At 45.3% G+C, this 24,795-nt stretch carries 23 protein-coding genes; 12 read left to right on the top strand and 11 right to left on the bottom strand.

Features of this window, described 5'->3' with window-relative positions; translation table 11 throughout:
- Positions 1 to 17 precede the first annotated feature (17 nt).
- Positions 18 to 746, top strand: a complete 729-nt coding sequence (locus CHRO_RS30020) for a DUF6658 family protein (RefSeq protein ID WP_015156773.1) — start codon at positions 18 to 20, stop codon at positions 744 to 746.
- A gap of 84 nt (positions 747 to 830) precedes the next feature.
- Here the strand turns inward: CHRO_RS30020 and CHRO_RS23740 are convergent, their stop codons facing one another.
- From CHRO_RS23740 to CHRO_RS32840, 4 genes are all read right to left on the bottom strand, one after another.
- Positions 831 to 1,409, bottom strand: a complete 579-nt coding sequence (locus CHRO_RS23740; protein ID WP_015156772.1) for a TetR/AcrR family transcriptional regulator — start codon at positions 1,407 to 1,409, stop codon at positions 831 to 833.
- The gene (locus tag CHRO_RS23735) at positions 1,406 to 1,780 is read right to left on the bottom strand and encodes a hypothetical protein (RefSeq protein ID WP_015156771.1); all 375 of its coding nucleotides are present in this window, start codon (positions 1,778 to 1,780) and stop codon (positions 1,406 to 1,408) included. Before CHRO_RS23735 ends, CHRO_RS23740 begins: the two co-directional genes overlap by 4 nt.
- Positions 1,781 to 1,878: 98 nt before the next feature.
- Positions 1,879 to 3,135, bottom strand: coding sequence for a nickel pincer cofactor biosynthesis protein LarC (gene larC, locus CHRO_RS23730; RefSeq protein ID WP_015156770.1), 1,257 nt, complete (start codon positions 3,133 to 3,135; stop codon positions 1,879 to 1,881).
- Positions 3,132 to 3,326 carry a hypothetical protein gene (locus CHRO_RS32840; RefSeq protein ID WP_181824229.1) on the bottom strand — a complete coding sequence of 65 codons (195 nt, stop codon included), beginning with the start codon at positions 3,324 to 3,326 and terminating at the stop codon, positions 3,132 to 3,134. Before CHRO_RS32840 ends, larC begins: the two co-directional genes overlap by 4 nt.
- Between CHRO_RS32840 and CHRO_RS23725 the strand changes: the two genes are divergently transcribed.
- Both CHRO_RS23725 and CHRO_RS23720 read left to right on the top strand, forming a co-directional pair.
- Positions 3,303 to 3,953 carry an L-threonylcarbamoyladenylate synthase gene (locus tag CHRO_RS23725; RefSeq protein ID WP_015156769.1) on the top strand — a complete coding sequence of 217 codons (651 nt, stop codon included), beginning with the start codon at positions 3,303 to 3,305 and terminating at the stop codon, positions 3,951 to 3,953. The two genes, CHRO_RS32840 and CHRO_RS23725, sit on opposite strands and share 24 nt — an antisense overlap.
- A gap of 317 nt (positions 3,954 to 4,270) precedes the next feature.
- Positions 4,271 to 4,966 carry a PHP domain-containing protein gene (locus tag CHRO_RS23720; RefSeq protein WP_015156768.1) on the top strand — a complete coding sequence of 232 codons (696 nt, stop codon included), beginning with the start codon at positions 4,271 to 4,273 and terminating at the stop codon, positions 4,964 to 4,966.
- 18 nt (positions 4,967 to 4,984) lie between these two features.
- On the opposite strand, the gene CHRO_RS23715 is transcribed toward CHRO_RS23720, so the two are convergent.
- Positions 4,985 to 5,935, bottom strand: coding sequence for a cobalamin-binding protein (locus CHRO_RS23715; RefSeq protein ID WP_015156767.1), 951 nt, complete (start codon positions 5,933 to 5,935; stop codon positions 4,985 to 4,987).
- Between the two features lie 483 nt (positions 5,936 to 6,418).
- Here CHRO_RS23715 and CHRO_RS23710 point away from each other — a divergent pair, with 483 nt between their 5' ends.
- Positions 6,419 to 9,253: a PAS domain S-box protein gene (locus tag CHRO_RS23710; RefSeq protein ID WP_181824228.1), complete on the top strand. Its 2,835-nt coding sequence runs from the start codon at positions 6,419 to 6,421 to the stop codon at positions 9,251 to 9,253.
- 39 nt (positions 9,254 to 9,292) lie between these two features.
- Here CHRO_RS23710 and CHRO_RS23705 read toward each other — a convergent pair whose 3' ends face one another.
- Positions 9,293 to 10,297: a DUF1565 domain-containing protein gene (locus CHRO_RS23705; RefSeq protein WP_015156765.1), complete on the bottom strand. Its 1,005-nt coding sequence runs from the start codon at positions 10,295 to 10,297 to the stop codon at positions 9,293 to 9,295.
- A gap of 637 nt (positions 10,298 to 10,934) precedes the next feature.
- Between CHRO_RS23705 and CHRO_RS23700 the strand changes: the two genes are divergently transcribed.
- A complete protein-coding gene (locus CHRO_RS23700; protein WP_015156764.1) occupies positions 10,935 to 12,482 on the top strand; it encodes a helix-turn-helix domain-containing protein in 1,548 nt (515 codons plus the stop codon).
- Positions 12,483 to 12,549: 67 nt separating this feature from the next.
- On the opposite strand, the gene CHRO_RS23695 is transcribed toward CHRO_RS23700, so the two are convergent.
- From CHRO_RS23695 to dapF, 3 genes are all read right to left on the bottom strand, one after another.
- Positions 12,550 to 13,176 carry a hypothetical protein gene (locus CHRO_RS23695; RefSeq protein WP_015156763.1) on the bottom strand — a complete coding sequence of 209 codons (627 nt, stop codon included), beginning with the start codon at positions 13,174 to 13,176 and terminating at the stop codon, positions 12,550 to 12,552.
- A 104-nt stretch (positions 13,177 to 13,280) separates the two neighbouring features.
- Entirely contained in the window at positions 13,281 to 13,745 is a 465-nt protein-coding gene (locus tag CHRO_RS23690) for a MarR family winged helix-turn-helix transcriptional regulator (protein WP_015156762.1), read from the bottom strand.
- A 71-nt stretch (positions 13,746 to 13,816) separates the two neighbouring features.
- A complete protein-coding gene (dapF, locus tag CHRO_RS23685) occupies positions 13,817 to 14,656 on the bottom strand; it encodes a diaminopimelate epimerase (RefSeq protein ID WP_041462613.1) in 840 nt (279 codons plus the stop codon).
- A 195-nt stretch (positions 14,657 to 14,851) separates the two neighbouring features.
- Between dapF and CHRO_RS23680 the strand changes: the two genes are divergently transcribed.
- Positions 14,852 to 15,085, top strand: coding sequence for an Hfq-related RNA-binding protein (locus CHRO_RS23680; protein WP_015156760.1), 234 nt, complete (start codon positions 14,852 to 14,854; stop codon positions 15,083 to 15,085).
- A gap of 59 nt (positions 15,086 to 15,144) precedes the next feature.
- Here CHRO_RS23680 and CHRO_RS23675 read toward each other — a convergent pair whose 3' ends face one another.
- Positions 15,145 to 17,472: a cation:proton antiporter domain-containing protein gene (locus CHRO_RS23675; protein ID WP_015156759.1), complete on the bottom strand. Its 2,328-nt coding sequence runs from the start codon at positions 17,470 to 17,472 to the stop codon at positions 15,145 to 15,147.
- 173 nt (positions 17,473 to 17,645) lie between these two features.
- On the opposite strand from CHRO_RS23675, the gene CHRO_RS23670 reads away from it, so the two are divergent.
- The 5 genes from CHRO_RS23670 (at position 17,646) to CHRO_RS23650 (ending at position 21,437) form a co-directional block, all read left to right on the top strand.
- Positions 17,646 to 18,647, top strand: a complete 1,002-nt coding sequence (locus tag CHRO_RS23670) for a M23 family metallopeptidase (protein ID WP_015156758.1) — start codon at positions 17,646 to 17,648, stop codon at positions 18,645 to 18,647.
- Positions 18,648 to 18,737: 90 nt separating this feature from the next.
- Positions 18,738 to 19,283, top strand: coding sequence for a late competence development ComFB family protein (locus CHRO_RS23665; RefSeq protein ID WP_015156757.1), 546 nt, complete (start codon positions 18,738 to 18,740; stop codon positions 19,281 to 19,283).
- Positions 19,284 to 19,603: 320 nt separating this feature from the next.
- The gene (locus tag CHRO_RS23660) at positions 19,604 to 19,792 is read left to right on the top strand and encodes a hypothetical protein (RefSeq protein ID WP_015156756.1); all 189 of its coding nucleotides are present in this window, start codon (positions 19,604 to 19,606) and stop codon (positions 19,790 to 19,792) included.
- 237 nt (positions 19,793 to 20,029) lie between these two features.
- Positions 20,030 to 20,689: a sigma-70 family RNA polymerase sigma factor gene (locus tag CHRO_RS23655; protein WP_015156755.1), complete on the top strand. Its 660-nt coding sequence runs from the start codon at positions 20,030 to 20,032 to the stop codon at positions 20,687 to 20,689.
- A gap of 166 nt (positions 20,690 to 20,855) precedes the next feature.
- Positions 20,856 to 21,437: an anti-sigma factor family protein gene (locus tag CHRO_RS23650; protein WP_015156754.1), complete on the top strand. Its 582-nt coding sequence runs from the start codon at positions 20,856 to 20,858 to the stop codon at positions 21,435 to 21,437.
- 88 nt (positions 21,438 to 21,525) lie between these two features.
- Here CHRO_RS23650 and CHRO_RS23645 read toward each other — a convergent pair whose 3' ends face one another.
- A complete protein-coding gene (locus tag CHRO_RS23645) occupies positions 21,526 to 21,957 on the bottom strand; it encodes a gamma-glutamylcyclotransferase family protein (RefSeq protein WP_015156753.1) in 432 nt (143 codons plus the stop codon).
- Positions 21,958 to 22,140: 183 nt separating this feature from the next.
- Here CHRO_RS23645 and leuS point away from each other — a divergent pair, with 183 nt between their 5' ends.
- Entirely contained in the window at positions 22,141 to 24,750 is a 2,610-nt protein-coding gene (gene leuS / locus CHRO_RS23640) for a leucine--tRNA ligase (protein ID WP_015156752.1), read from the top strand.
- Positions 24,751 to 24,795 lie beyond the last annotated feature (45 nt).

The raw sequence follows: 24,795 nt of genomic DNA, 5'->3' as shown, positions 1-24,795 counted from the left end.
TTAAAGGGAGTATTAACATGAACAGGATCGTAACTGCTGTGAAAAAAGTCCATCTGGGACGAATTTTAGTCACCTGTATGGCAGGAATTTTACTCTTCGTTAGCACTGCTTGCTCTAGTGCTGTACAAGCAAAGAGTCCTGATGCAGGAGTTGTGACTGGAAGAAGACAGAATGTCCCTGCTGGGAAATTAGCCGTCCCAGGACAGGAGAATCCTAGACCAGAAGTTCCAGGTGGTACGGCAACTTCTCCCGATTCCGGCGTGGTGAATAAGTTTGAGGGAGGACCGACAATGAATGAATTTAGCGATGTCGATCCCAGAGCCAGAGATTTAGAGAAGGCAGCTAACAAAAAGGCTAATGCCTTAATCGAAAATGCCGAGCGCAACGTCATCGACCAAACAAGTGATGTTGGCGAAAACACTAAGCGAATTCTAGGTAAAAAAGGTGAGAACGCAGAAGATTTCGGTAAGAATGTTAACCGAAATACCGAGAGTCTCCAAGACAAGATCAAAGGTACTGCTGAAGACCTAGCCAAAGGCGCGAAGCGCGGTACGGAAAATATCAAAGACAACACCTCTGATGCCCTACGAGGAGCAGACAGAAATGTCAGCCGTGCTGCTGAAGATGCCAAAGATACAGCTAGAGATTTAGGCAAGAGCGCTCAACGCAAAGCTGACGAGGCAGCTCAAAACACTCAACGTAGCTTGGACCGCGCCGGACAAGCTGCTAGAGATGCAGTTGACTAATTTTCTTGAATAAGTTCTGTTGCTGAGGGTGAGTCTATGCTCACCCTATTTTTTGCTAAAAACAAACTCAGTGACTTGACTAATTTACTCAAGTTCTTTTCTATGAAGAGCCACACAGTAAGCAGAAGCCATTTGGTTGAAACGATTAAAAATTTGTTCTAGCCAGTGAGAATCGGCATTTGGAAATAATTGCTGAAGTCCGACAAAAGTAGAATACTCAACAATCGCAAGTTCAAGTGCAATTTTTTCGTCAATTTGTCCCATCTCACTAATTAAGCCGACTAAGTATTGGATTCTCTGCTCGTCAACCTGCTTGAGGACGAGTTGCACTCGTCGATTGACTCCCGACCAATTTCTAATTGCTCGCTCAATATGTCTGTCTATTCCTGCTGCTAGACGGTCGAGTTCTCGACGGCGATCGCTCAGATTGTCAAGTTGCTCGACGGTTGTGATAATTCGGTTTGTATATTCGGACTGCCAATACTCAAGTAGTGCGTTAATAAATTCGCCGTGATTCTTGAAGTGGTGGTAAAAGGAACCCTTTGTCCGACAGGTCACTTGACAAAGGCGTTCGATGGTTAAAGCTTTTTCCCCCTCAGAACCCAATAGTTGCAAGCCAGTATCGAGCCAGTCTTTGCGGGTCAATCGTTCAGCCGTGGTCATGTTGAGAACAAACCTAAAAATCCCAGTAGAGTAATGGGGATGAAGAATACCCACTGCGGGTAATCAAGCGGTTTTAGCCTGCGTAGAGTTATTAATCCCACATTAAGCAACGCACAAGCAGCTGGAATACTGGTTGCAGCTAGAGCTAAAGGAATATTAGTTGGCAACAGTGCAGCCCAGGCATACGTACAGGTCAAAAATAACAGCGCGATCGTCACAATGTGCCAGCAGTAGTACATTGTCAGCTTGGGTATTTCTTGGAGATCTGAGGCGTCAAGTAATGGTATTACCACCTCACGTCCACCCCAAAAAAGATGAGCGAGGAAAGTAATTAGCGAGATAACGGCAGCAGCAAAAAGAAACCAGTTCATGACATTCTCCTTCTTTGCTGAGATATTCATACAATACCATACCAAATGGTATGTTTAAGTTTAGCTGAATTCGCTCAGCACAAATTTCTGAAATATTTTCATTCCGAATTCTGTTCGTACCAAGCTTGCAGCGCTAATCGATGAACTTCTCGCCAAGGGAGATCGTGCCGTCGAGCAATTTGCCAGCAATCTTCGTATTCTGGCTGGACGTTAGTAATTTGACGCTCTGTGGCTGTACCAGTCCAAGCAATTTTAACTCGCACCGTACCGTGGTCGGTTGTTACAGATTGGATTTCGCGCTGTAAAGCCAGCCGTTGTTGAGTATAGTGGCGAATACCTAAAGTTGTAGTTTCTCGAAAGACGATCGCCTCAAGATCGGTCACCTTGTCAGGGTAGCAAATTACAGTGAGCAAAATGCCAGGGCGAGATTTTTTCATCCCAATTGACTGCGTAAAAACATCCAACGCTCCAGCCGCTAGCAGCGCCTCCAAGACGTAGCCGATCGCCTGGGGGTTAAGATCGTCGATCTGGGTTTCCAGTACCGCGATCGCCTCTAGAAAGGGGCTAGTATTCGATCCTTGTAGGGGCGCATCATGCAACGTCTCCACACCCAGCCACAAGCGCAGAATATTAGGAATCGGTAGATTAATGGAACCCGCACCCTGTCCGATCCGCTGTATCGTCATGGTGGGTGGAGAGCCAAAATCTGTAGCTAAAGTGGTGGCGATCGCGGCTCCCGTAGGCGTAACTAATTCCTTTTGGATACCATTGCTATAAACCGGGCAATTGCGCATCTCCCACAATTTCAACACCGCTGGTACGGGAACCGCCATTAGTCCGTGGGCAGCTTTAATTGTACCGCCTCCCGTGGGTAAGGCAGAACAGTAAATTTTATCTATCCCCAACCAATCTAAACCCAAGCAAGTACCGACAATATCTACAATGGCATCCACCGCACCAACTTCGTGAAAGTGGACTTTCTCTGGCGCAATACCATGCACTGCTCCTTCCGCAACAGCTAGCTGACGAAAAACAGCTAAACTCCAAGCTTCAGCACGAATCGGTAAATTAGCTTTGAGGATTAAATCTTCAATCTCGGGCAAATGACGACCGTGATGATGGGTATGATGGTTGTGGTGGTGATGCTCGTTACCTAGTAAATCGACATGAAATTTTGTTGCTAACTGCCCATTACGGTGAACGGATTCAACCCTTAGTTGGTATTCTCGTTCGATTCCTAAACCCTTAAGCTGTTCTTGTAAGTATTCTAGCGGCACGCCAGCATCTACCAGCGCTCCTAAGCACATATCACCAGCAATGCCAGTAGGACATTCGAGGTAAGCTAGTTTTGTCATAAGTTAGTGGTGCGTAGTGAGTGGTGAGTGGTGCGTGAGAAGAAGTGGCAAGTGGTGCGCGGTAAGTGGCGAGAGACAAATTTTGAATTTTGACTTCTCCCCCTTGTCTCCCTTTTCTCCCTTGTCTGTTCCCCTACTCCCTGCTCCCTGCTCCCTACTCCCCGATCATGGCTACAGTCTACACAATTCATCCCGACAATCCTCAAACTCGCACCGTGGAAGAAATTATCGCAGCGCTGCGCGATGGTGCAGTCATGCTGTATCCGACTGATACTGTCTACGCGATCGGCTGCGACCTTAATTCTAAATCGGCAGTGGAGCGAGTGCGCCAGATCAAACAGCTATCAAATGATAAGCCGCTAACTTTTTTGTGTCCTTCTCTCTCTAATGTGGCAACTTATGCGATCGTCAGCGATCCTGCTTACCGGATTATGAGGCATTTAATCCCAGGGTCTTATACTTTTCTGCTCCCCGCCACCAAGCTCGTACCGAAATTAGTCCAAAATCCCAAGCGCAAAACGACGGGCATTCGAGTCCCAAATCATAAAATTTGTGCTGCTTTATTAAATACTTTGGGTAATCCGATTATTTCTACCTCAGCTCACTTGCCTCAAAATGGCAACGGGCGCTCTGCTCCGGCTGAAGCTAACTTATCGCGAGTCGAGTTATTCGATCGCCTAGACAACATAGTAGACGCGATCGTCGATGATGGCTCGGAGCCAGAAGATGAAGTCTCGACAATTATTGACATGACGACAGACGAACCAGAAATTATCCGCCAAGGTAAGGGCTGGGAAGCTGCCGTAGCATGGGTGTAATAAATTCGGAATTCGGAATTCGGAATTCGGAATTCACGCATTAGTTTGTACCCCACACCCTTTCTTCCCTGATAACTGATAACTGGTAACTGATAGCTGAATTGACTCATCGAAAATTCTCATCAGCCGAATCGTGCCATTAAGTGTATTGTTTTGCTAAGTTAGTCTTAACATATTGAAAAGAAAGTCTTCCCCCAGATCGCTGCGATCGCTCCAAATTAACTTCCAATTGCGGAATAGGTAACGAGTGATACACAGATATAAGTGGGCAGTATGTTAGAGAAATTAAACGAACGTCTATTCGTTCTGAGGCGGTTATGGCTGTCTATTATGCCCAGACTTTTAATTTATTGAGCCAGCAGTTGCAGAGAGTTTTTCAGACAATTGATGCTGAAAGTTGCCCGCTAACTTTCAACTTCCACATGCACACGGTATATTCTGACGGTAGGTTAGAACCGGAAGAAGCGATCGAGCAAGCAATTTCAATCGGGCTGCGAGGATTGGCAATTACCGACCACCATACTATAGGTGGGTATCGAGCTGCTCAGCGTTATTTAGCCCAATGGCAATTGCATCATCCAGATTTAGAAGACTGCGTGCCTCAGTTATGGAGTGGAGTTGAGATTAATGCCGGATTGTTAGATACAGAAGTGCATATTCTGGCATATGCATTCGATCCCCAACACGCACGTATGCAGCCCTATCTCCAAAGACGTACTGCAACCGGAGAAGCATATTGTGCTGCTAGCATTATTAGTGCAATCCATGAAGCAGGGGGATTAGCAGTGTTAGCTCACCCAGCTCGCTACAAGCGATCGCCTTTCGATCTTATTGCTGCTGCTAACCAACTGGGAATTGATGGGGTAGAAACATATTATGCCTACAACAATCCCCATCCCTGGCGACCTAGCCCGAAAGAAACTCAACAAGTACGCGCTCTGGCTCAACAATACCACTTGTTAAATACCTGCGGTACGGATACCCACGGTCGTAGCCTGCTCCAGCGTCTGTAACTGGCAACTAATAACTGCTCACTGGTCACTGGTCACTGGTAACTGAACTTGTTCCCAAGCAGTTCCCTTATAACCGTAGGAAAATATTTCTGGATGAAGAATCTCGGCGAGAATTTCTAGGGAATCGACTAAGCGTGGACCCGGACGATTGAAATAAGCGTTACCGTCAGTAGCATAGACTCTGCCACTTCTAACTGCTCGTAGATGCTGCCATTCTGGGCGCTGCGTTAAAGGCAACATTTCTGCCTGGGTACGGTTGAGGTCAAGACCGCAAGGCATGACCACAATAATACTTGGATCGGCAGCTATCAGGTTTTCCCATCTTACTTGAGCGGATGCCTGACCGGAAACACTAAATAAGGATTGACCCCCGGCGATCGCCACTAGTTCGGGAATCCAGTTACTTGCTACCATGAGAGGATCGATCCACTCAATACATACGACTGTTGGTAATTCCGACACCGATAGCCCGCGAACCTTTTGCCGACAAACTTCAATCCGCGACTGAATATTTTCAATTAATCTATTTGCATCGACTCCGAGCGTCTGAGCTACACGCTCTATATCTGCCCACACGTCTGCTAAAACGTTGGGTTGAAGAGAGATGATTTGCGGTTGAGAATGCGTTAGGTTAGCAACTGCTTTTTCTACTTCACCCAGACTTACGGCACAAACATCGCACTGGTCTTGAGTGACTATGTGGGTTGGCTGTAACTGTTCTAAGAGGTCGGTTTCAATTTGGTAGATGCTCAGTGCTGATTGGATTAGTCGATCGACATCCTGATGAATCTCAGCGCTACTACCGTTAGAGTTAATTCGCGCCCGCGTACAAGCCGGACGGTTGAGTATTTCTGGAGGAAAATCGCATTCGTGCGATCGCCCGACCACCACGTCTGTTAGACCCAATGCTGCTAAAATCTCGGTAGCACTAGGAATCAGCGAGACTATTCTGAGATCTTGCTTTTTCATCAGTCGCTCCTACATCTCAACTTGAATCCTGTAACTTCAGCGTTAAACTTCAGCTTTTAAGCAAAAAATTATACAATTAGCACAAATATTTATTAACTATAATCAAATTCTACTTGAGATAGCACTGCTATTAATCAATCTCTGGTATTACATCCGAATAGTTGATGGAAAACTCTTATATATCGCCTCTTGACGCTAAAAAGCTATTTGTTTTCTAATGAAAGAATTAAAGAAAACATACAGAAAAATGTCACTAACACACCTACTGGCTGAAGAACCTGACTGAAAAAATAACTAAGAATTTCACGACTGAGAAAAATTTAGATCGGAGGCACGATAAAAAGTAGAGTTGGCGATCGCAGCTAAAATTGCCTCACTGCGAAACTACTAAAATTCTTGGGCTGAATGAGCAATCCTGAACGACAATGTGTAACGCACGTAAACCCAGCTCCACTGAAAATATTATTAGTGGGGCAGCCTAGTTTGGAGCGAAGAATTCGGGAAATGCTACGGGCAGTCCAAACCCCGTTACAACTCGTTTGGCAAGAGCGGGTGCAGGCAGCTTTAGCGGAGCTCAAAACAGAATCAGCTAGTGTTGTCCTACTCGAACTCGATCGAGCTGGGCAAAAACTCAAACAATTGCGGTTAGCTTACCCGCACATGCCAATTGTTGTTTTAGGAGAAGACGAAGCAGAAAATGCCCAAACAGCATTAGCCCAAGGAGCGCAGGAATATTTAGTCAAGGCAGAAGTAGAGGCGCAGGGATTGCTGAGGGCATTGCGCTATGCAATCGAGCGCCAGCAGTGGCAAACTCAGTGGCGACAAACTCAATCCCAGCTGAAGCAAGCCGAGGAAAAGTTAAGCCTTTACCAAGAAATTGTGGCGAATTCTAATAACGCGATCGCAATTTATGACTCTCAAGGCAATTTTGTCGAACAAAACACCGCTCACCGCACTCTACTAGGGTACGAAGATGAGGAACTGTACGGACAGAAAAAAGACGAAATTTTCTCGTCGAAAGCACAGGTGGCGGAGATTTCTACTCAATTGCAAAATGGTGATAATTATCGGGGAGAAGTGACTCTGCGCCGTCGGCAAGGATGGTTGGTGACAGTAGAGTTATTTGCTTTTCCCCTGCGCGATCGCTCGGGAGAACCAGTTTACTACGTAGGAATTGGACGAGATGTCACGGAAAGGTTGCAGGCAGAATCTACCCTCAAAGAACGCGATCGCCTGTTGGCGGCTGTTGCCACCGCTAACAATCACCTGTTAACCACCACAGATTTCTCTGCTGCGATCGACCTAGCCTTGGAAACTTTGGGTCAAGCCTGCAATGTCGATCGAGTTTACGTATTTGAAAATCATCTTCATCCCAGCACGGGCGAACTGTTAATGAGTCAGCGTTTTGAGTGGACTAGTTCTACCGTCATCGCTCAAATCGACAATCCAGAATTGCAAAGTCTGTCTTATCAGACCTGCTCTCCTGTATGGTATGACAACTTAGTTGCAGGTAAACCAATTGGTGGACTCGTCAAAAATTTACCGGCGCACGAACGCGAAGTTTTAGATCGGCAACAGATTATCTCCATTTTAGTCGTGCCGATCTTTCTCGAAGGTCAATTTTGGGGTTTCGTCGGCTTTGACGACTGCCATCGAGAACGTCAGTGGACGGAAACCGAACGAGCAATCCTCAGCGCCGCAGCGGGTAGCATTGGTGGTGCGATCGCGCGCCAGCAAACAAAAGTGGCGCTTCAAGAAAGCGAATTGCAATTCCGTGCCATTTTTGAACATTCCAGTATTGGGATCGGTCTTTCAGACTTGAAAGGAGGGCAGATTGATAGCAATCCAGCCCTGTGTCATATTCTGGGTTACAGTCGGGAAGAACTGTTAAAAATGAGTTTTACTGACTACACTCATCCAGATGATATTGCCGCAGATGTCAAACTTTTTTACGAACTGGTCATGGGTCAACGCGATCGCTACGAGATCGAGAAACGATACACTCGTAAAGATGGTTGTCAGGTGTGGTGTCGCCTGAATCATTCACTAGTGAGAGATAGTGCGAATCGACCTCAGTTTGTCATTGCTTTAGTAGAAGATATTACCATTCACAAACAGATAGAAAATCATTTACGCGATAGCAAGGAAGCAGCAGAAGCAGGTAGTCGGGCGAAAAGCGAATTTTTAGCAATTATGAGCCACGAACTACGCACGCCTTTGAATGGAGTTTTAGGGCTATCGCAGCTGCTAGGGCAAGAGTTATTTGGTAGTCTTAATGCTAAGCAAAAAGAATACGTGAGTTGCATTCACAGCAGTGGCGAACACTTACTAGCTTTAATTAACGATGTCCTCGACCTCTGCAAAGTTGAAGCAGGTAGGGAAGAACTCACGCTGGTGCGGCTAAATGTTCGGGATTTATGCACTTACTGTTTGAGTGTCGTGCGCGATCGCGCCGTTGCCAAGCAGTTGCAATTACTCAGTGAAATCGATCCGCAAATCGATAGCTGCATTGCTGACGAGCGCCGTGTCAAGCAGATGCTATTAAATTTACTGGCAAATGCGATTAAATTTACTCCTAAAGGGCAAGTATCGCTGCGGGTAGAACAAGTCAACCAGGGAATTGCTTTTAAGGTTGCAGACACGGGAATAGGCATTGAGCGATCGCAGCTAAACCTATTATTTCAGCCGTTCAAACAGCTGGATAGTCGATTAAACCGACAGTATGAAGGCACGGGATTGGGTTTATCGTTAACCCGTAAGTTAGCGCGGTTGCACGGCGGCGATGTCACTGTCCGCTCGACTGTAGGTAAAGGCAGTGAATTTACCCTATGGTTGCCAAACGCTTACCTAAACGATCTACGTCAAGAGCCAGCCAAGGAGCGATCGCTGCTATCACCAACCGAACCAAAGCTATCCCGTAAACGTCCTGCTAGCGGATGTCGATCGCCAATCGCTAAACGGATTCTCATTGTAGAAGACGACGATCGCAGCGCCCTACTATTGCAAGATTATTTTGAGATCGTTGGCTACCAAGTCAAGCATCTCAAACACCCTCATAACTTTCAGGGGATGTTATATCTCTACCAGCCAGATTTACTGCTATTAGACGTACAGCTACCAGGTGGTGTGTCAGGAATGGATTTGCTTTGCAGTTTGCGCCAGCAACCAGAGTGGCAAAAATTACCTGCGATTATTCTTACCGCTTCGGTAAAGGCAGGAGAACGCGATCGCTTTTTAGCAGCTGGAGCCAACGACTACTTCAGCAAACCCATAGGCATTGCTCAAATTGAAAAAATCTTGATGCAGTATTTAAGCTAGTGGCTAGTGGCTAGTGACCGTCAACCGTCAACCAATGACCTAATAGCAATGATTTTGCGGTTTTTCCCGAGCGGTTTTTGCCGTACCACCAACCAAAACTATTGGATTAGCACCACCGTTGTGAATGTCATATTGACCGTTGTTACTGAAAGTGTTACTACCAGCTAAATCGATCTGTGCTTGAGAACAAGCCGCGATCGCAATTCCATCCCTTTGATTATTTTCGATCGCGTTGTTGCGTAGTACCGGACGCGCTTCCTGAGAAACAAAAATTCCATCTCTGTTGTGAATAATTTTGTTTTCCACGACTACAGGTGCAGCCGTACCACCTATTGCTAGTCCGAAACCAGTGTCTTGAAACACGTTGTTGCGAATCTCTCCTTGAGCTTCGTTAGCCAAAGACATGCCGTTACCACCGTTTTTCACAAAGACATTTGCCGCAATTTTAGGTGTAGCAGTCCCAGTCACAAAAATTCCTTCTCGATGGTTGTTGGTGAAGGTGCTGTACTGTACGGTGGGATTAGTTGATTCAATCCACAATCCCGTCCCGCGTAAGTTGGAGTTACCAATTGTCACACCAATAATTGTGCTATCTTTTTCGGCTACGACAGCAACATTCTGACGCGCAAATGTGCGGCTGAGATAGCGTCCGCCACCATTAATCACAACGTTCTGACCGTTAGTCGCAACATCGCCTTTGAGCGTTATACCCGATTTGAGTTTTAGGGGAAATACTTCACCACTGCGAGCCGAGTAAGTACCAGCAGCTAACTGAATTAGGGTTCCCGGTTGTGCTTGTCGTAAAGCAAAAGTAATAGTACGCAACGGAATTGAGGGGTCTTTACCTGCTGTGGTAGCATCTATACCTGTTGCAGAGTTAACGTAAATTATCTGCTGACTCGGTAGGGTTTTGACTCCAGAAACCGAAGCTTGTTGCTGTACGGGATTTGGTTGTGCTTGGGTGGGAAAATTCACCATACCAATACACAAAGATCCGGCGATCGCGCCAACTTGACAAAATCTGATGATTGTGGGAGAGTTCATACCTATCCTAGACTTATACTTCCTGATTGTTTGCGTGCCAGCCTGACTTACAGCAGTTAGAGGAGAAGATGCACGTCTTCAGCAGGTATTAACCTACAAATTGCGATCGCAGTTTGTCGCGATCGTCCTCTTGCTACTAAAAAAGTAATTAGCTGTGTTATTTGATATTTCTCGTGAGGTTTCTCCTGCTACCGTTTGCTCACTCAGAAACGCTTTCACACACCACAATTGAAAGCTCGTCCACACACCAGAATTAACTAGGCAGTTAAGGAGTACCCAGCGCCTAAACTTGCGACTGGCTCAATTTGCAGCAGCAACCTTTATGCACCGATGAAATAAACCTTAAACTCTCAGCTCTGGCTTTGACAGTCGGTAAAAGTCATCAAGTATGTCAGTCAGAAAAAGTCATATCGAAGTCAGAAGTCAGAAGTCGGAATGGCACGAGCGTTTTGTGACTGGGTACAACAATGGATTTGTGCTGACTATTTGTCAATTAACAAAATATTAAAATTACTGCTGAAAGAAATATTAGTAGTTATTCTGATTAGTTATTAGGCAGCGAGTAGTGATTAGATAAAAGCATTGAGCCGCTAGCTACCAGCTACTAGTCATTGATAACTGATACTGATAACTGATAATGGATGTCGAACTAGGCTTAAAGATTGTCGAGCAAATTCTGGAAAAAAAACACTTATCCAAAGTGCAGGAAATCTTGTTGCAACAGTCTTTGATAGGACATTCTTACACAGAAATTGCTAAAACTTCTGGCTATGATGCTGGTTATCTCAAAGATGCAGGCTCCCAACTGTGGCGAATTCTCAGTAATGTTTTGGGAGAAAAGGTAAGTAAAAATAATTTGGTTGCCGTACTAAAACGTAATTCTTTCCGCTTTGCACGTACAGAATCAGACAGACAATTCAATTCACAATTTACAAGTGATATTAATACTACACCAACCAAATACAATTCACAATTAAATCCTACTTCCTATTCGACTCCTGACTCCCCTGTACGGGCGGGTTTTGAGCAAAAATCTATTGACGTAAGCCGTGAATCTTTTGATAAAACCGCCCCTACGACTCCCGACTTCCAAAACTTGGAACTAGAAATTGATATTTCTCTTTTTTACGGACGCAGTACTGAATTAGCTTTACTAGAACAATGGATTTTAGGTTCACGCTGTCGTGTGGTAGCAATTGTAGGAATGGGTGGGATTGGTAAAACTGCTTTATCTGCTAAATTAATAGCTCAGATTCAGGATAAATGTAACTATACGATTTGGCGATCGCTACAATCCGCACCTTCCCTGTCTGAATTATTGTCAGACATAATTCAAGTACTGACTCAAAGACATGAGCTTTATCTTCCAGAAAAATTAAGCGATCGCATTTCACTTTTACTCTTTTATTTACGCCAGCAACGCTGTCTTTTAATCTTAGATAGTTGGGAAACAATTCTGGCTAGCAACGATCGCTTGGGCTGTTGTCGAGAAGGATTTGAAGGTTATGGGGAGTTAATCGAGCGTTTGGGTACAGAAATTCATCAAAGTTGCTTAATTCTCACTAGCCGAGAAACACCTCAAGAAATTGTCGCTTATTCAGGAGAAAAACTTGCAGTGCGATCGCTGCAACTTACTGGACTACAAGTTACTGAAATTAATGCTATTTATCAGACGATTAATACTTTCTGGGGAACTCCTGAAGAATGGCGGCAACTAGTTGATTATTACAGTGGCAATCCGCTCAGCCTCAAAATAGTTGCATCTGCTATTCAATGTTTATTTGACGGTAATATTTCTCAGTTTTTGCAATGCTGGAGAGCAGAAGTTTTTATCCTTGATGGAATTCGAGATTTACTAGACTCTCAGTTTAATCGCTTGTCCGATTTAGAAACGGAAGTGATGTATTGGCTGGCAATCGAGCGAGAACCAGTTACGGTAATAGAACTTCAAGACGATTTACTTTCTATTCTCTCTAAACAGCAGCTTGTTAATACTTTAAATTCTCTTTGCCGTCGTTGTTTAATCGATAAAAATGGAGGAAAGTTTATCCAGAGTCCATTGATTACAGATTATATTCTTGAAAAGTTTACTCAACAAATATATCAAGAAATAAGTTTAGAAGATAGAGAGGTTTTTGGCGATCGCCTCTCGTTAAAAAACAATTGTAAGGGCTTCTCTACTTGAATTTCGTAGAGTGGGCATTACCAACTCTACGCTTGAATTTCAGGTATTGTATTAAGTGTGTATGCACTTATTTTTGAAAATCATTTATCAATTTTTCAGAATAGTACTTGCTTTTCAAAAGCCTATCCAAGGTCATAATGCTCAGTGCCCCCGTGATACATACGCCATAGAGGGGAATAAGCACGATCGGATAAGTAATTACATTCCTCATTAAAGGATCGTTCAGTAGAACATTAAATGTGAAACCGGTACCAACCGCAATCGCAAAATCTAACATTCCAAAAATGTGAAATACAAGATACTTAGTGTAACTTTCTCTTAAGAACAAAATAATTGGTACTAATAAACCTACTGCTAAATCTCCAACACCAGCATCAATTGTAAACTGTGTCGGCAGCAGATTTTGGCTACCATAATGGAAAAATATCAGTGCTGCAACAATTCGCCATACATGATAAATCGTGAGATGTTTGAGGTCAATAGACCAAATATACGACCTAAAATCTTCACTGAAATAGTACGCTAAAACTGGAATAGTAATACCTGCTATAACTAACAGTGGAACCCAGATTGTATTAATGTTTGAGAGAATCCCAAAATATCCCGTAACAAATACGGCGGCACCCCAAATCGTTAATACTAAAACAAACCAGCGTTCTGTCGTTTCGTTCTTAACGTTACTCTTCGTACTCATGTAGACTCCTTGTGTTGAATAGAATGCTAAATGTAAGTGGTATTTTCATTTAAGTGTACATACACTTAAATAGAAAGAACGAGCGCATGTGCTTTTTGGTACAATTAGTTCTCATACGCTAAAGAAACAGTATCATTCAAAGCAATCAGTAAGGAATTCCACTGTTGTTGACCTAATCCATCAATTACAGAAGTTTGCGCCCGTTCCCACAAAGGCAATGCTACAGCCAATGCATTGCGACCTTTTGCAGTCAGAGAAACAACCCGTATCCGCCGATCCTCACCTGGCTGAATAGCAACAAAACCTTCTCTTTCTAGTGGCTTCAGATTGCGCGTCAACGTTGTTCTATCCATAACTAAGAGATCGGCTAGATCGTTGATCGTTCCTGAACCTGCTTGAGCGATCGCTACTAATATCGTAAACTGAGTGATTAACAATCCACTCGGCTTGAGCTGCTCGTCAAAGAATTGCGTCACAACGCGAGTGGCTTTGCGGAGATTAAAACAGGTACAGGTATTAGCAACATTGCCTAACTGAACTAAATTGAATTGGGCGTTTTGCTCTGACATATTTTTAGTGTATATACACTTATTGGTAATGTCAAGCCATAGAGATACGCGATTGGGTTTTTGCGGTCAGATTACTCGATCTTCCCCGCAAACACGCGCTCTGCCGCACCCGTCATGTAAAGTTTTTGGTCGTGCGACCATTCAATTTGCAGACAGCCACCTGGAAGTTCTACAGTAGCAACGCGATCGCATTTTCCTGCTAACACTCCAGCCACCAGGGAAGCACAAGCACCCGTACCGCAGGCTAAAGTTGCCCCAGCACCGCGTTCCCAAACCCGCATTTTCAAGTAATCTCTGCCTGTAACTTGAATAAATTCCGTATTCGTGCGCTGGGGAAAAACTGGATGATGTTCAAACTGGGGTCCGATCTCCTCTAGGGGAATAGCAGCCACATCATCAACAAAGGTAATACAGTGAGGATTACCCATGCTGACACAGGTAACTGACCAAGTCTGACCTGCAACGTTTAGAGATTGGTTAATAACTTTCTCTCCAGCAGTGACAAGAGTTGTCGGAATTTCCTCGGCTAACAATCTTGGTTCTCCCATGTCTACCTTGACCTGACCATCAGCAGTGAGTTCGGGAACGATGATACCAGCTAAAGTATGAATGCGGAGGCGAGAGGTAGGATTCGTGCTTCCCTCTAAATCTGCTAAAAATTTGGCAAAACAGCGAATTCCATTACCGCACATTTCCGGTTCCGAGCCATCAGAGTTGAAAATCCGCATGGTGTAATCAGCACCGTTGGTTCCAGGTAGTGCAAAGATGACACCATCAGCACCAATCCCAAAATGGCGATCGCATAATTTGACAGCTTGCTCTGGCGTAACGATTGGTTCGCTAGAGGCACGATTGTCAATCAAAATAAAATCGTTACCTAACCCGTGATATTTAACAAATTCGATAGTCATGTTTAGAACAGTGAATAGGGAGTAGGGAGTAGGGAGTGGGTCAACAATTCCTGACTTCCGACTCCCCATTTTTAACTTTTAACTTTTAACTTTTGACTTTTGACTTTTGACTTTTGACTTTTGACTTCTCCAATGACAACTGAAAGCCCAATCGAGGGAACTATCAATATATAGGAATTAAAGTTAAGTATAAACATGGCTAGCGACTACGATACAGCATTACCTAGTATTCGGCAGGTACAATCTCTGATCAAAAGTCAGATTGTCGTAGAAATGAAACTCATGACAGGCGACTCGCTGACGGGTAGATTAGGCTGGCAAGATTCTAATTGCGTTTGCCTAATTGATGAAAGCGATCGCTCCACTACAATTTGGCGACAAGCAATCGCCTACCTCAGACCGAGAGTTAGGGAAATAAGAGACGAATAAGTGGTTAGCAGCTGGCGATTAGTGACTAGATATTCTAACCACTAGCCACCAGTTACTAGTCACTCCCGCCAACTATCCAACGGCAAATACTCCCGCAAAGCTTCTGCTTCTATAGCTTTCACCACTGGTACGCTGGAGAGCGGACTTGAAGTGACGGCTAGCAATTTTTGCAACTGTGTCATTGCCAAGTAACCGCCGCACAATAGCAAGCGATCGCCTGCCCGTAAAGCCATATTGCCATCGGGAAACCGCAGAAATTTACCGTCGCGGCGAATGGCTTGGACTTGTATGCCAAAACGACGGCGAATGTCGAGATCTCCTAGAGTTTGACCGATCGCGGGGCTATCAGCAGCTACCATCAACCAATGACAAGCAGCATTGGCTTCTGGTACAGTTGCCTCGCTTTGAGCCAATTCCTCTAAAGCGGCTAATTCTTCTGCTTCTCCCACTAACAATAGGCGATCGCCCTTTTCCAACATCGTCTTAGCATTGGGATAATCGACCTCTTGCCCGTTTGCCCGTTTAATTGCCATCAAACTCACCCCCGTCAAGTAGCGCAAGTCCGCTTCTTCTAGCGTCATACCCGTGAGTGGCGAACCTGCTGGTAAGGCGTACCAACGGCTATTTAAATCTTGAGTAGCCTGCTGCAATTCGCGCGAAACTTGAGCCGCCGTCCGTTCTGGACGTAACTCTAGATAATGATGATTGCGAATTTGCTGCATTTCTTGCTGAATCGAAATCGGTGCTAAACCAATTTGTGTTAGCAAATGACTGGCTAGTTCCAAACTCGCTTCAAACTCGGGCTGTACGACCTCTCTCGCCCCCAACTGATAGAGTAATTCAATATCTTTATCCTTAGTTGCCCGTACTACCACATCGAGATCGGGCGATAATTCCAACGCCCGCTTCAGACACAGGCGGCTGCTCATCGGATCGGGTAGGGCGATCGCCAGCGACTTAGCTCGTTCGACCCCTGCCTTTTCTAATACGTGTAAACTAGCTGCATTGCCATATACATAAGGTACGCCCGCCTCGCGGACTTGCTGAATTCGGCTTTCTGATTGGTCGATTACGACTACGGGGCGATCGCGTTCTTGTAATAAGCGCACTAAGTTTTTCCCAACCTGCCCGTAACCGCAGACGACAACGTGATTTTGTTGAGGCGTGTTGGCTGAAATTTCGAGTGGTAAATCTTGCCCCTCAATGAATTTTTTCAACCAAGGTAATTCCAATAACTTTGGCACGAGTCGCAACACGAAAGGCGTAAGAACGAGCGTAACGGCAGTCGTACCCAAAATCAGCAGGTAGACGGGACGGGACACCAAACCGAGCGATCGCCCTTCACTCGCTAATACAAACGAGAATTCTCCAATCTGAGCTAATCCTAATCCCGCAATCAAAGCTGTTTTCAATGGGTAACGGAAAAGCATGACTAAGGGCATGACAATTGCAAACTTACCCACAAAAACCAAAGCCACCAGCCCTAAAATTAACTCCAAGTTTTGCCACAAAAACACGGGATCGATCAGCATTCCAATCGCGGCAAAAAACAGCGTCGCGAATATATCTCGCAGTGGCTCAACATAAGTTAGAGTCTGGTCGGCATACTCCACTTCAGAAATCATTAATCCGGCGACAAACGCCCCCATTTCAATCGATAGCCCCAAATGCTCTGTTAATAGAGCAATTCCCAGACACAGCGCTACGACTCCTAGTAAAAATAATTCTTTGCTTTCAGTTCGTGCCAACAGGCGTAATAGAGGAGGAATCAGCCAAATTCCTGCGGCAACAGCTCCGGCAGCAAATAAACCAATTCGCAGCAGTGCCGTTACTACCGCTATACCAATTAACTGCGGCGGTTGGTCTAGTGCGGGTAAAACTGCCAGCATCAATCCCAGTGCTAAATCTTGGACGACCAGAATTCCCAACATCACCTGTCCGTGAGAACTCGCCGTTTCGTTTCGTTCCATCAGGCACTTGAGGACGACAGCGGTAGAAGATAAAGATAAAATTGACCCCAAAAATACGCCCTTAGCAGGTAAGATTTCCCAAGCTCCTGCAACTCCACAGACCAACACCGTGACCAGAATTGTGAGAGCAATCTGCAATCCTCCTCCGCCAAGGGCGATCGCCTGCACTTTTTTTAATTCAGCAAATGAAAACTCTACACCCAAGGCAAACAGCAGAAAGGCAACGCCAAATTGAGCGAGAGTTTCAACTTGAACTAACTCCTTAATCAGTCCTAGTCCAGCTGGTCCTACAACCATGCCACCCAGCAAATAGCCTAGCAGTACTGGTTGACGGCACAACGCCGCCAGTAAGCCGCCGCCTGCCGCTACTGCCAAAACCAAAACCAAGTCAACTATTAATCTAAAATCTTCCTGCACAAACTTATAAAAGAACTATTAAGGTATATAAACTTCAGCATACAGAAGTTTTAAGTTTATTTGGGAGCGATTACAACATATCTACTTTTGTAAAAACTCGATACAGCTTTCATAGGGGATCGAGACCATAAAGTTAATCTAGTTGGTCAATCAGTCTGGACTTTTGCGAGTATATGAATCAATTAACAGGGAGCAGGGAGCAGAGAGCAGGGAGCAGGGAGCCGGAAAGCAAAGGACAAGGGAGACAAGGGAGACAAGAGAGACAAGGGAGCGGTCAACCAACTACCAGCTACCAACTACCAACTACCAATTACCAATTACCAGTTCTCCACTGCTTTCTACTCTCACTGGGTGTTGCCTTAGTCTCAGCCTTACCAGCCCAAGCCTTGCAGGTACGGGTCGCTCCCACTAAGCCTCATTTAGGCGATACGCTGTCGGTAGTCGTCAGACCAAACAACCCCGATATCAACGTCAGCCCTATCGTGACTGTCAATCGCAAAACTTATCCAGCTTTCGTCATTGCTCCTGGTGTATTTCGCGCTTTTGTTCCTACCACACCTTTACAAAAAGTAGGAAAAAGAGAGATTCAGATCAGCAGTGAAGGTAAAGTTAGAAATATAGCCGTATGGGTGGCAAATCGTAAATTTCCCGTGCAGAGAATCAACTTTCGACCCGGGAAGGCTGGGCTAGAAGCAACCGAACTCGAACTGAGTCGGGTAGCAGCTTTTAAATCGCTCGTTACCCCGCAAAAATTTTGGAATGGTCCTTTTCTTAAGCCCAATCGCGGCAGAGTCAGCACGATTTACGGAGTGCGGCGCTATTACAATGGCAAATTTGCTAAAGATTACTACCATCGTGGCGTTGACTATGCAGGTCCGGTAGGTTCTCCCGTAGTTGCGCCTGCCGCAGGGCGAGTTTCCTTAATCGGTTTAGAATCTCAAGGGTTTCGAGTTCACGGTAATATAATTGGACTCGATCACGGTCAAGGAGTAACGAGTGTTTTCCTGCACTTAAGCCGAATCTATGTCAGAGAAGGAGATATTGTTAGAGCCGGACAACCGATTGGCGCGGTAGGTTCGACGGGGGCTTCAACTGGACCCCATTTGCATTGGGGATTTTACGTTCAAGGGGAAGCAGTCGATCCGACAACTTGGCGGGAACAAGGAATGAATTAGACTTAGGGTGCTAATTTTTGTGCTGTAGCAGGGCAAAATCAATCCAGGGTTAGTTTAACTATAGGAAAGCAAAATAGGTAAAGCAGCGTTATGAGCATTCAACAAATTGTCGAGCAAGCCCTTCAAGATGGCTATTTAACACCAGCCATGGAAGCAGAGGTGGGTAGAATCTGTGACACTGCTTCCGAGCTTTCCATAGAAGAGTATATGGCGTTAGATAAGTTGATGGGTTCGCTCTTGACTGGCGAAGTTGTAGCGGTGCAGCGCAAACAATTTATCAACGTCATGGAAGAGTTAGTGCTGACTGAAGTTATCGCACGGGTAGCAGAAATTAAAGTTACCAGTGGTCACAGTCTAGACGTAGGTGATATCGCTGCCTATGCACTCAATCGTCTTCCTCCCCTATATGCTACGACTGAAGAAGGTGCTAATTACCAGCGCCAGCGGGCAAAAGAAGAACTGGCAGCGCTAATTGTACAACAAATCGATGAAGCGATCGCCCGCAGCTTAGACCGACCCGAATTCTTCCCAGAACGCCAAGCCCTCGGTAAAAGTAGTGGTGGTAAAGAGGTAGTGAAACAAGTCAGTATGCTACTCCAAGCCTACGCACCTAACTTCGAGCAACAGATTTCTTAGCCAATCGCTAATAGCTAATTGCTAATTGCCAAAAACAAATATACAGACTGCCAATGACAGAGCGTAGATTGTCTTCCACCGTTAACGTGGGAGACAAATTAGTCTTGTCAATCGCTTGACGGAACTAAGTTTAATCTATCTTCATCTAAAGCCAAGAAAATATTAAGATAGTATTATGATTTGCTTCTATCTTAGGATGGAAATAGGCAAACTAGAAATATCTAAAGAATTCTGGCAATTAGATTTCAGTTGTTTCAAGTCGGCGCTCGGTTTTGTGACTGTAAGTGAAGTACAGCTAGTGGTTGTGGGGGACAAAGGCAATGTTAGAAAAGCTGATGTTAGCGATCGCAATTACCATGTGCGTCAAGTTGTTGCTTGGAGTCGGTGTACCAATCGGTCACGAACCTGCGAAGCCCAGTTATCGGGTCGTAGAAAATCCTAAATCCTCCTTAATGAAGGTCATATTTCCCCGCGATCTCCGACAGCAACTAGCTTTTAGGGAGTGGTAATGGGTAATGGGTAAGTGGCTAGTGGCTAGTGGATAGTGAATAGTGGATAGAATCGCTTCCTTGTCTTCCTTGTCACCCATACCCCAGACCCCACACCCCATTTCAGCCCCCGGCTTCGGGAACATACTGGTATCAGATTCACGTCTCTAACTTGAGACAGATTCCGCTTTGCTGTAGGGAACTTCTGTAAAGTGGGGCAGTCTATGAATCGGGAATGTTTTCGAGCCATTGGCATTTATGAGTCAATCAATTCCTGTATGCTGGTCAACAGTTCACGCAACGGTTACTCCAGCGGCAGTGACAGTAGAAAAGCTATCCGATCGCGATCTCATTTTGCGCTGTCAGGCTGGGCTGCGTCCAGACAAGGCTGCATTTGCCGAGCTGTTACGCCGTTATCAGCCCCATGTAGAGCGCATGTTGTATCATTTAGCACCTGATTGGCAAGATAGAGCCGATCTAGCTCAGGAAGTTTGGATTCGCGTTTACCGCAACATCAAGCGGCTAAATGAGCCAGCTAAATTCCGAGGCTGGTTGAGTCGTATTGCCACCAATATCTTCTACGATGAATTACGCAAACGTAAGCGAGTTAAACATCCCTTATCTCTAGATACTCCCCGCGTCGCCGAAGATGGAGAGATGGACTGGGAAATCGCCGGAGATAATCCTAGCCCGGAAGAAGAGTTGACAACGCGAGAGTTTTACGAGCAGTTGCAAGAGGCGATCGCAGATCTACCCGAAGTATTTCGCACAACTATCGTGCTGCGAGAAATTGAAGGAATGCCCTACGAGGAAATTGCAGAAATTACCAACGTTTCTTTAGGAACCGTCAAATCGAGAATTGCTAGAGCTAGAGCTAGACTCCAATCGCAACTGCAAAACTATCTTAACGGTCAATAATCAATCAGTCTGAAGATAGACAGCAATGACACCAGAATATACGTTTGCAAGTAGATCGAAACTCTAACTCAAATCTTTAAAATCTTCAGAAATATCAGCAAACTCGGTAGCTTGGTGAAAAGACAGATCTAGGCATATCTATGAATAAGTGGGTGATGATGTTAAAATGACCTCTGATGAAAAACGTTGGATCGACAATCGCCCCGACTCAGGGGAAATAGATAAACACCATACTATTGAGGCAAATCAATTAATCGGTGCTATGGATATGTTGAAGCGCGATCGCTTCGAGTTACTGAGCGCATATCTGGACGGGGAAGTTACCGCTGCCGAAAGGCGAGAGGTAGAGACATGGCTAGAACACGATCCAGAAACCAAGCGGCTGTACGAGCGCTTGCTTAACCTCCGTCAAGGAATTGGAACGCTGCCAGTACCGACACAAGAACCTGTAGAACAAACTATTCAACAGGTCTATCAAAGGATACACCGTCGATCGCAACGGCAGGCAATCGTGTGGGGTGGTACTGCCATTGCAGCTGTGTTTGTAGGCGCGATCGCTACCTTACCAAACTCACCAATCGCACAACTTGCCCGACTCTCCAAAATTGAGCCACTTATGGTCGCTATCAACGACCCAGTGGTAGAAATCCCCAAGATCGTGATTCCTTCACCAAATGGTGAAAGACAAAATCAAAATAATCGACCAATAGAGCCACAACAACATCCACAAAATAAGAATTTTAATTGAAGTGAGTTGTGAGTTGTGAGTGGCTATTGACTGGCGGCTAGCGATCGAAAAGGAATCTAGCCACTAGCCACTGATAACTGGTCACTGGTCACTGGTCACTGGTCACTGATTTGTGACTGCTCCACCAGCCGTCAGGAAGAAGAACGCCACCAAAAGTGCGTGCTTGTTCTAGGGTCATCAAGTACGTCCAAGCTTTACCTAAAGGCGCTAGAGAAGTATCGTAGACTTCTATTTGCTGCCGATAATACTCGTTTTCGGCGATCGCCCTTTGCGGGTCGTAATCCTCTAGCCAGTCAAGCTGCTGTAAAACATCTGGATTGGTAAAAGAAAGCAGAACTCCATAGACTTTGAAACTACCAGGAGTCATGGCTGGATATCCGAAAGGTAGATCGAATAGTTGACCCAAAGCGATCGCTTCTCGTGCTGCCACTACATAATCCGCACAATAACGCTGATAATTTGCCTCGCCAGGTTTGAGCGTACCATATACAAAGACTTTTATGATTTCGTCATTTGTCATCAGAGAACAGGGTGTAGGGTGTGGGGTGTGGGGTGTAATGAGTGGTGCGTGGTGCGTAGGAAGAATTCGGAATTAATGCGTGAATTTTGAATTTTGACTTCCCCATCACCAATTACCCATTACCCATTACCAGTAATTTAAAATATTGAGACAGACACGAACGCATCAATAGGAGTCTCATTCGTGGAGTCCCGTTATAATCCCGCAGCGATCGAGGAAAAGTGGCAAAAAACCTGGGTAGAACAAGGTATAGACAAAACTGAAGAAAACCAAGATAAGCCGAAATTCTACGCCCTATCCATGTTTCCGTATCCATCGGGTAGCCTGCACATGGGTCACGTTCGTAATTATGTGATTACGGATGTAATTGCTCGCCTCAAACGAATGCAAGGGTATCGGGTGCTACACCCTATGGGTTGGGATGCTTTTGGTTTACCCGCAGAAAATGCTGCCATTAAAAATAATATTCCGCCTGCCAAGTGGACTCAACGCAATATCGCCCAAATGCGCGATCAATTAAAGCGGCTGGGTTTGTCAATTGATTGGGATAAAGAACTTGCCACTTGTTCGCCAGATTATTATAAGTGGACGCAATGGATCTTCTTACAATTCTTGCAAGCTGGACTTGCTTACCAAAAAGAAGCAGCCGTTAACTGGGACCCCGTTGACCAAACAGTATTGGCAAACGAACAAGTTGATAGTGAAGGGCGTTCTTGGCGCAGCGGGGCAAAAGTTGAGAAAAAATTACTCAAACAGTGGTTCTTAAAGATTACCGACTACGCCGAAGAATTGCTGCAAGACCTCGACCAATTGATAGGCTGGCCCGAAAGAGTCAAGCTGATGCAGGCTAACTGGATTGGGAAATCTACAGGGGCATATTTAGAATTTCCCATAGTTGGTAGTTCGGAGAAAATCGGCGTTTTTACCACTCGTCCCGATACGGTTTACGGCGTTACCTATGTTGTTCTTGCGCCGGAACACCCTTTGACTCGTCAGGTGACAACGCCAGACAGAAAAGCCGCAGTAGAAGCATTTATCCAAGAGGTTGCAGCCGAAAGCGAATTAGAACGCACGGCTGAGGATAAACCCAAACGCGGAATTCCTACAGGTGGAATGGCAATTAACCCGTTTACAGGTGCAGAAATTCCGATTTGGATTGCTGACTACGTATTGTATGAATACGGTACTGGGGCAGTCATGGGAGTTCCCGCCCACGACACCAGAGATTTTCAGTTTGCTCAAGGTAATAATCTGCCGATTCAGGTTGTCATTGTGCCACCCAACAATGATGTAGAAATGTTACGTGTAACACCTCTACAAGAAGCATATACGGAACCAGGAATTATGGTGAATTCTGGTTCTTTTGATGGCACAGATTCAGTAAAAGGCAAACAAGCGGTCATTGAATACGCCGAGAAACAAGGCTGGGGTAAAGCCAGAATTCAATATCGCCTCCGAGATTGGCTGATTTCTCGTCAGAGATATTGGGGCGCACCCATTCCTGTCGTTCATTGTCCTAACTGCGGTATCGTACCCGTACCAGAAGCAGATTTACCCGTAAGGTTGCCAGAAGATATAGAATTTACGGGTCGCGGTGGTTCGCCCTTAGCGCAGTTGTCAAGCTGGGTTAACGTACCTTGTCCTACTTGTGGCACGCCTGCGAAACGAGAGACAGACACGATGGATACATTTATCGATTCGTCATGGTATTTCTTGCGCTTTCCCGATGCTACAAATGACAAACTGGTCTTCGATTCAGCACGAGTCAATGACTGGATGCCCGTAGATCAATATGTCGGAGGAATCGAACACGCGATTTTACACTTATTGTATTCGCGGTTCTTTACCAAAGTCTTGCGCGATCGCCCAAAGGGAGGTACCGAAGGCGATCGCAATTTACTCAACTTTGACGAACCTTTCCAACGCCTGTTAACCCAGGGTATGGTACAGGGATTAACTTACATGAATCCCAACAAGGCAGACAAAGATAAATGGGTTCCCACCTCAATTGTCAATGCCGACGATCCTCGCGATCCGCAAACGGGCGAACCGCTAAAACTTGTTTACGCTACCATGTCCAAATCTAAGGGTAATGGTGTTGCTCCAGAAGAGGTGATAGCCAAGTATGGGGTAGACACCGCTAGAATGTTTATTTTGTTTAAAGCACCCCCAGAGAAAGATTTGGAGTGGGACGAAGCAGATGTTCAAGGGCAATTTCGCTTTTTGAATCGGGTATGGCAATTAGTCACCGAGTTTGCCCAACAACCAACAGTAAAAGAAACATCCATCAAAAATCCAAAATCAAAAATTGAAAAAGATTTGCGACGGGCGATTCATACGGCAATTCAAGCAATTACCGAAGATTTAGAAGGCGAATACCAATTTAATACAGCCGTCTCTGAATTAATGAAACTCAGTAATGCCCTGGCTGATGCAACGTGCAAAGATTCTCCAGTGTATGCGGAAGGAATTAAAACATTAATTCTCTTGTTGGCTCCATTTGCGCCTCACATTGCCGATGAATTATGGCACGCGATCGCAAACCAGGAATCGGTTCACAAACAGTCGTGGTTGAAAGCCGATCCAGATGCTTTGGTAGCAGATGAAATGACATTAGTAATTCAGATTAATGGTAAAACTAGAGGCACAATTCAAGTTCCCGCTCAAGCCGATCGACAAATGCAAGAAAAGCTAGCACGAGAATCGGAACCCGCGCAGCGATATGTTGAAGGCAAGGAAATTAAAAAGGTCATCGTCGTACCTGGAAAACTAGTGAATTTTGCGATCGGATAATTGATAATTGCCGAGCGAGCTTTTGTAGGTGGGCATTGCCCACCT

The organism is Chroococcidiopsis thermalis PCC 7203 (genome assembly GCF_000317125.1).
GTDB classification, from domain to species: Bacteria; Cyanobacteriota; Cyanobacteriia; order Cyanobacteriales; family Chroococcidiopsidaceae; genus Chroococcidiopsis; species Chroococcidiopsis thermalis.
Note: the sequence above shows the minus strand (reverse complement) of the source record. Positions and strands in the feature narration are given on the sequence as shown.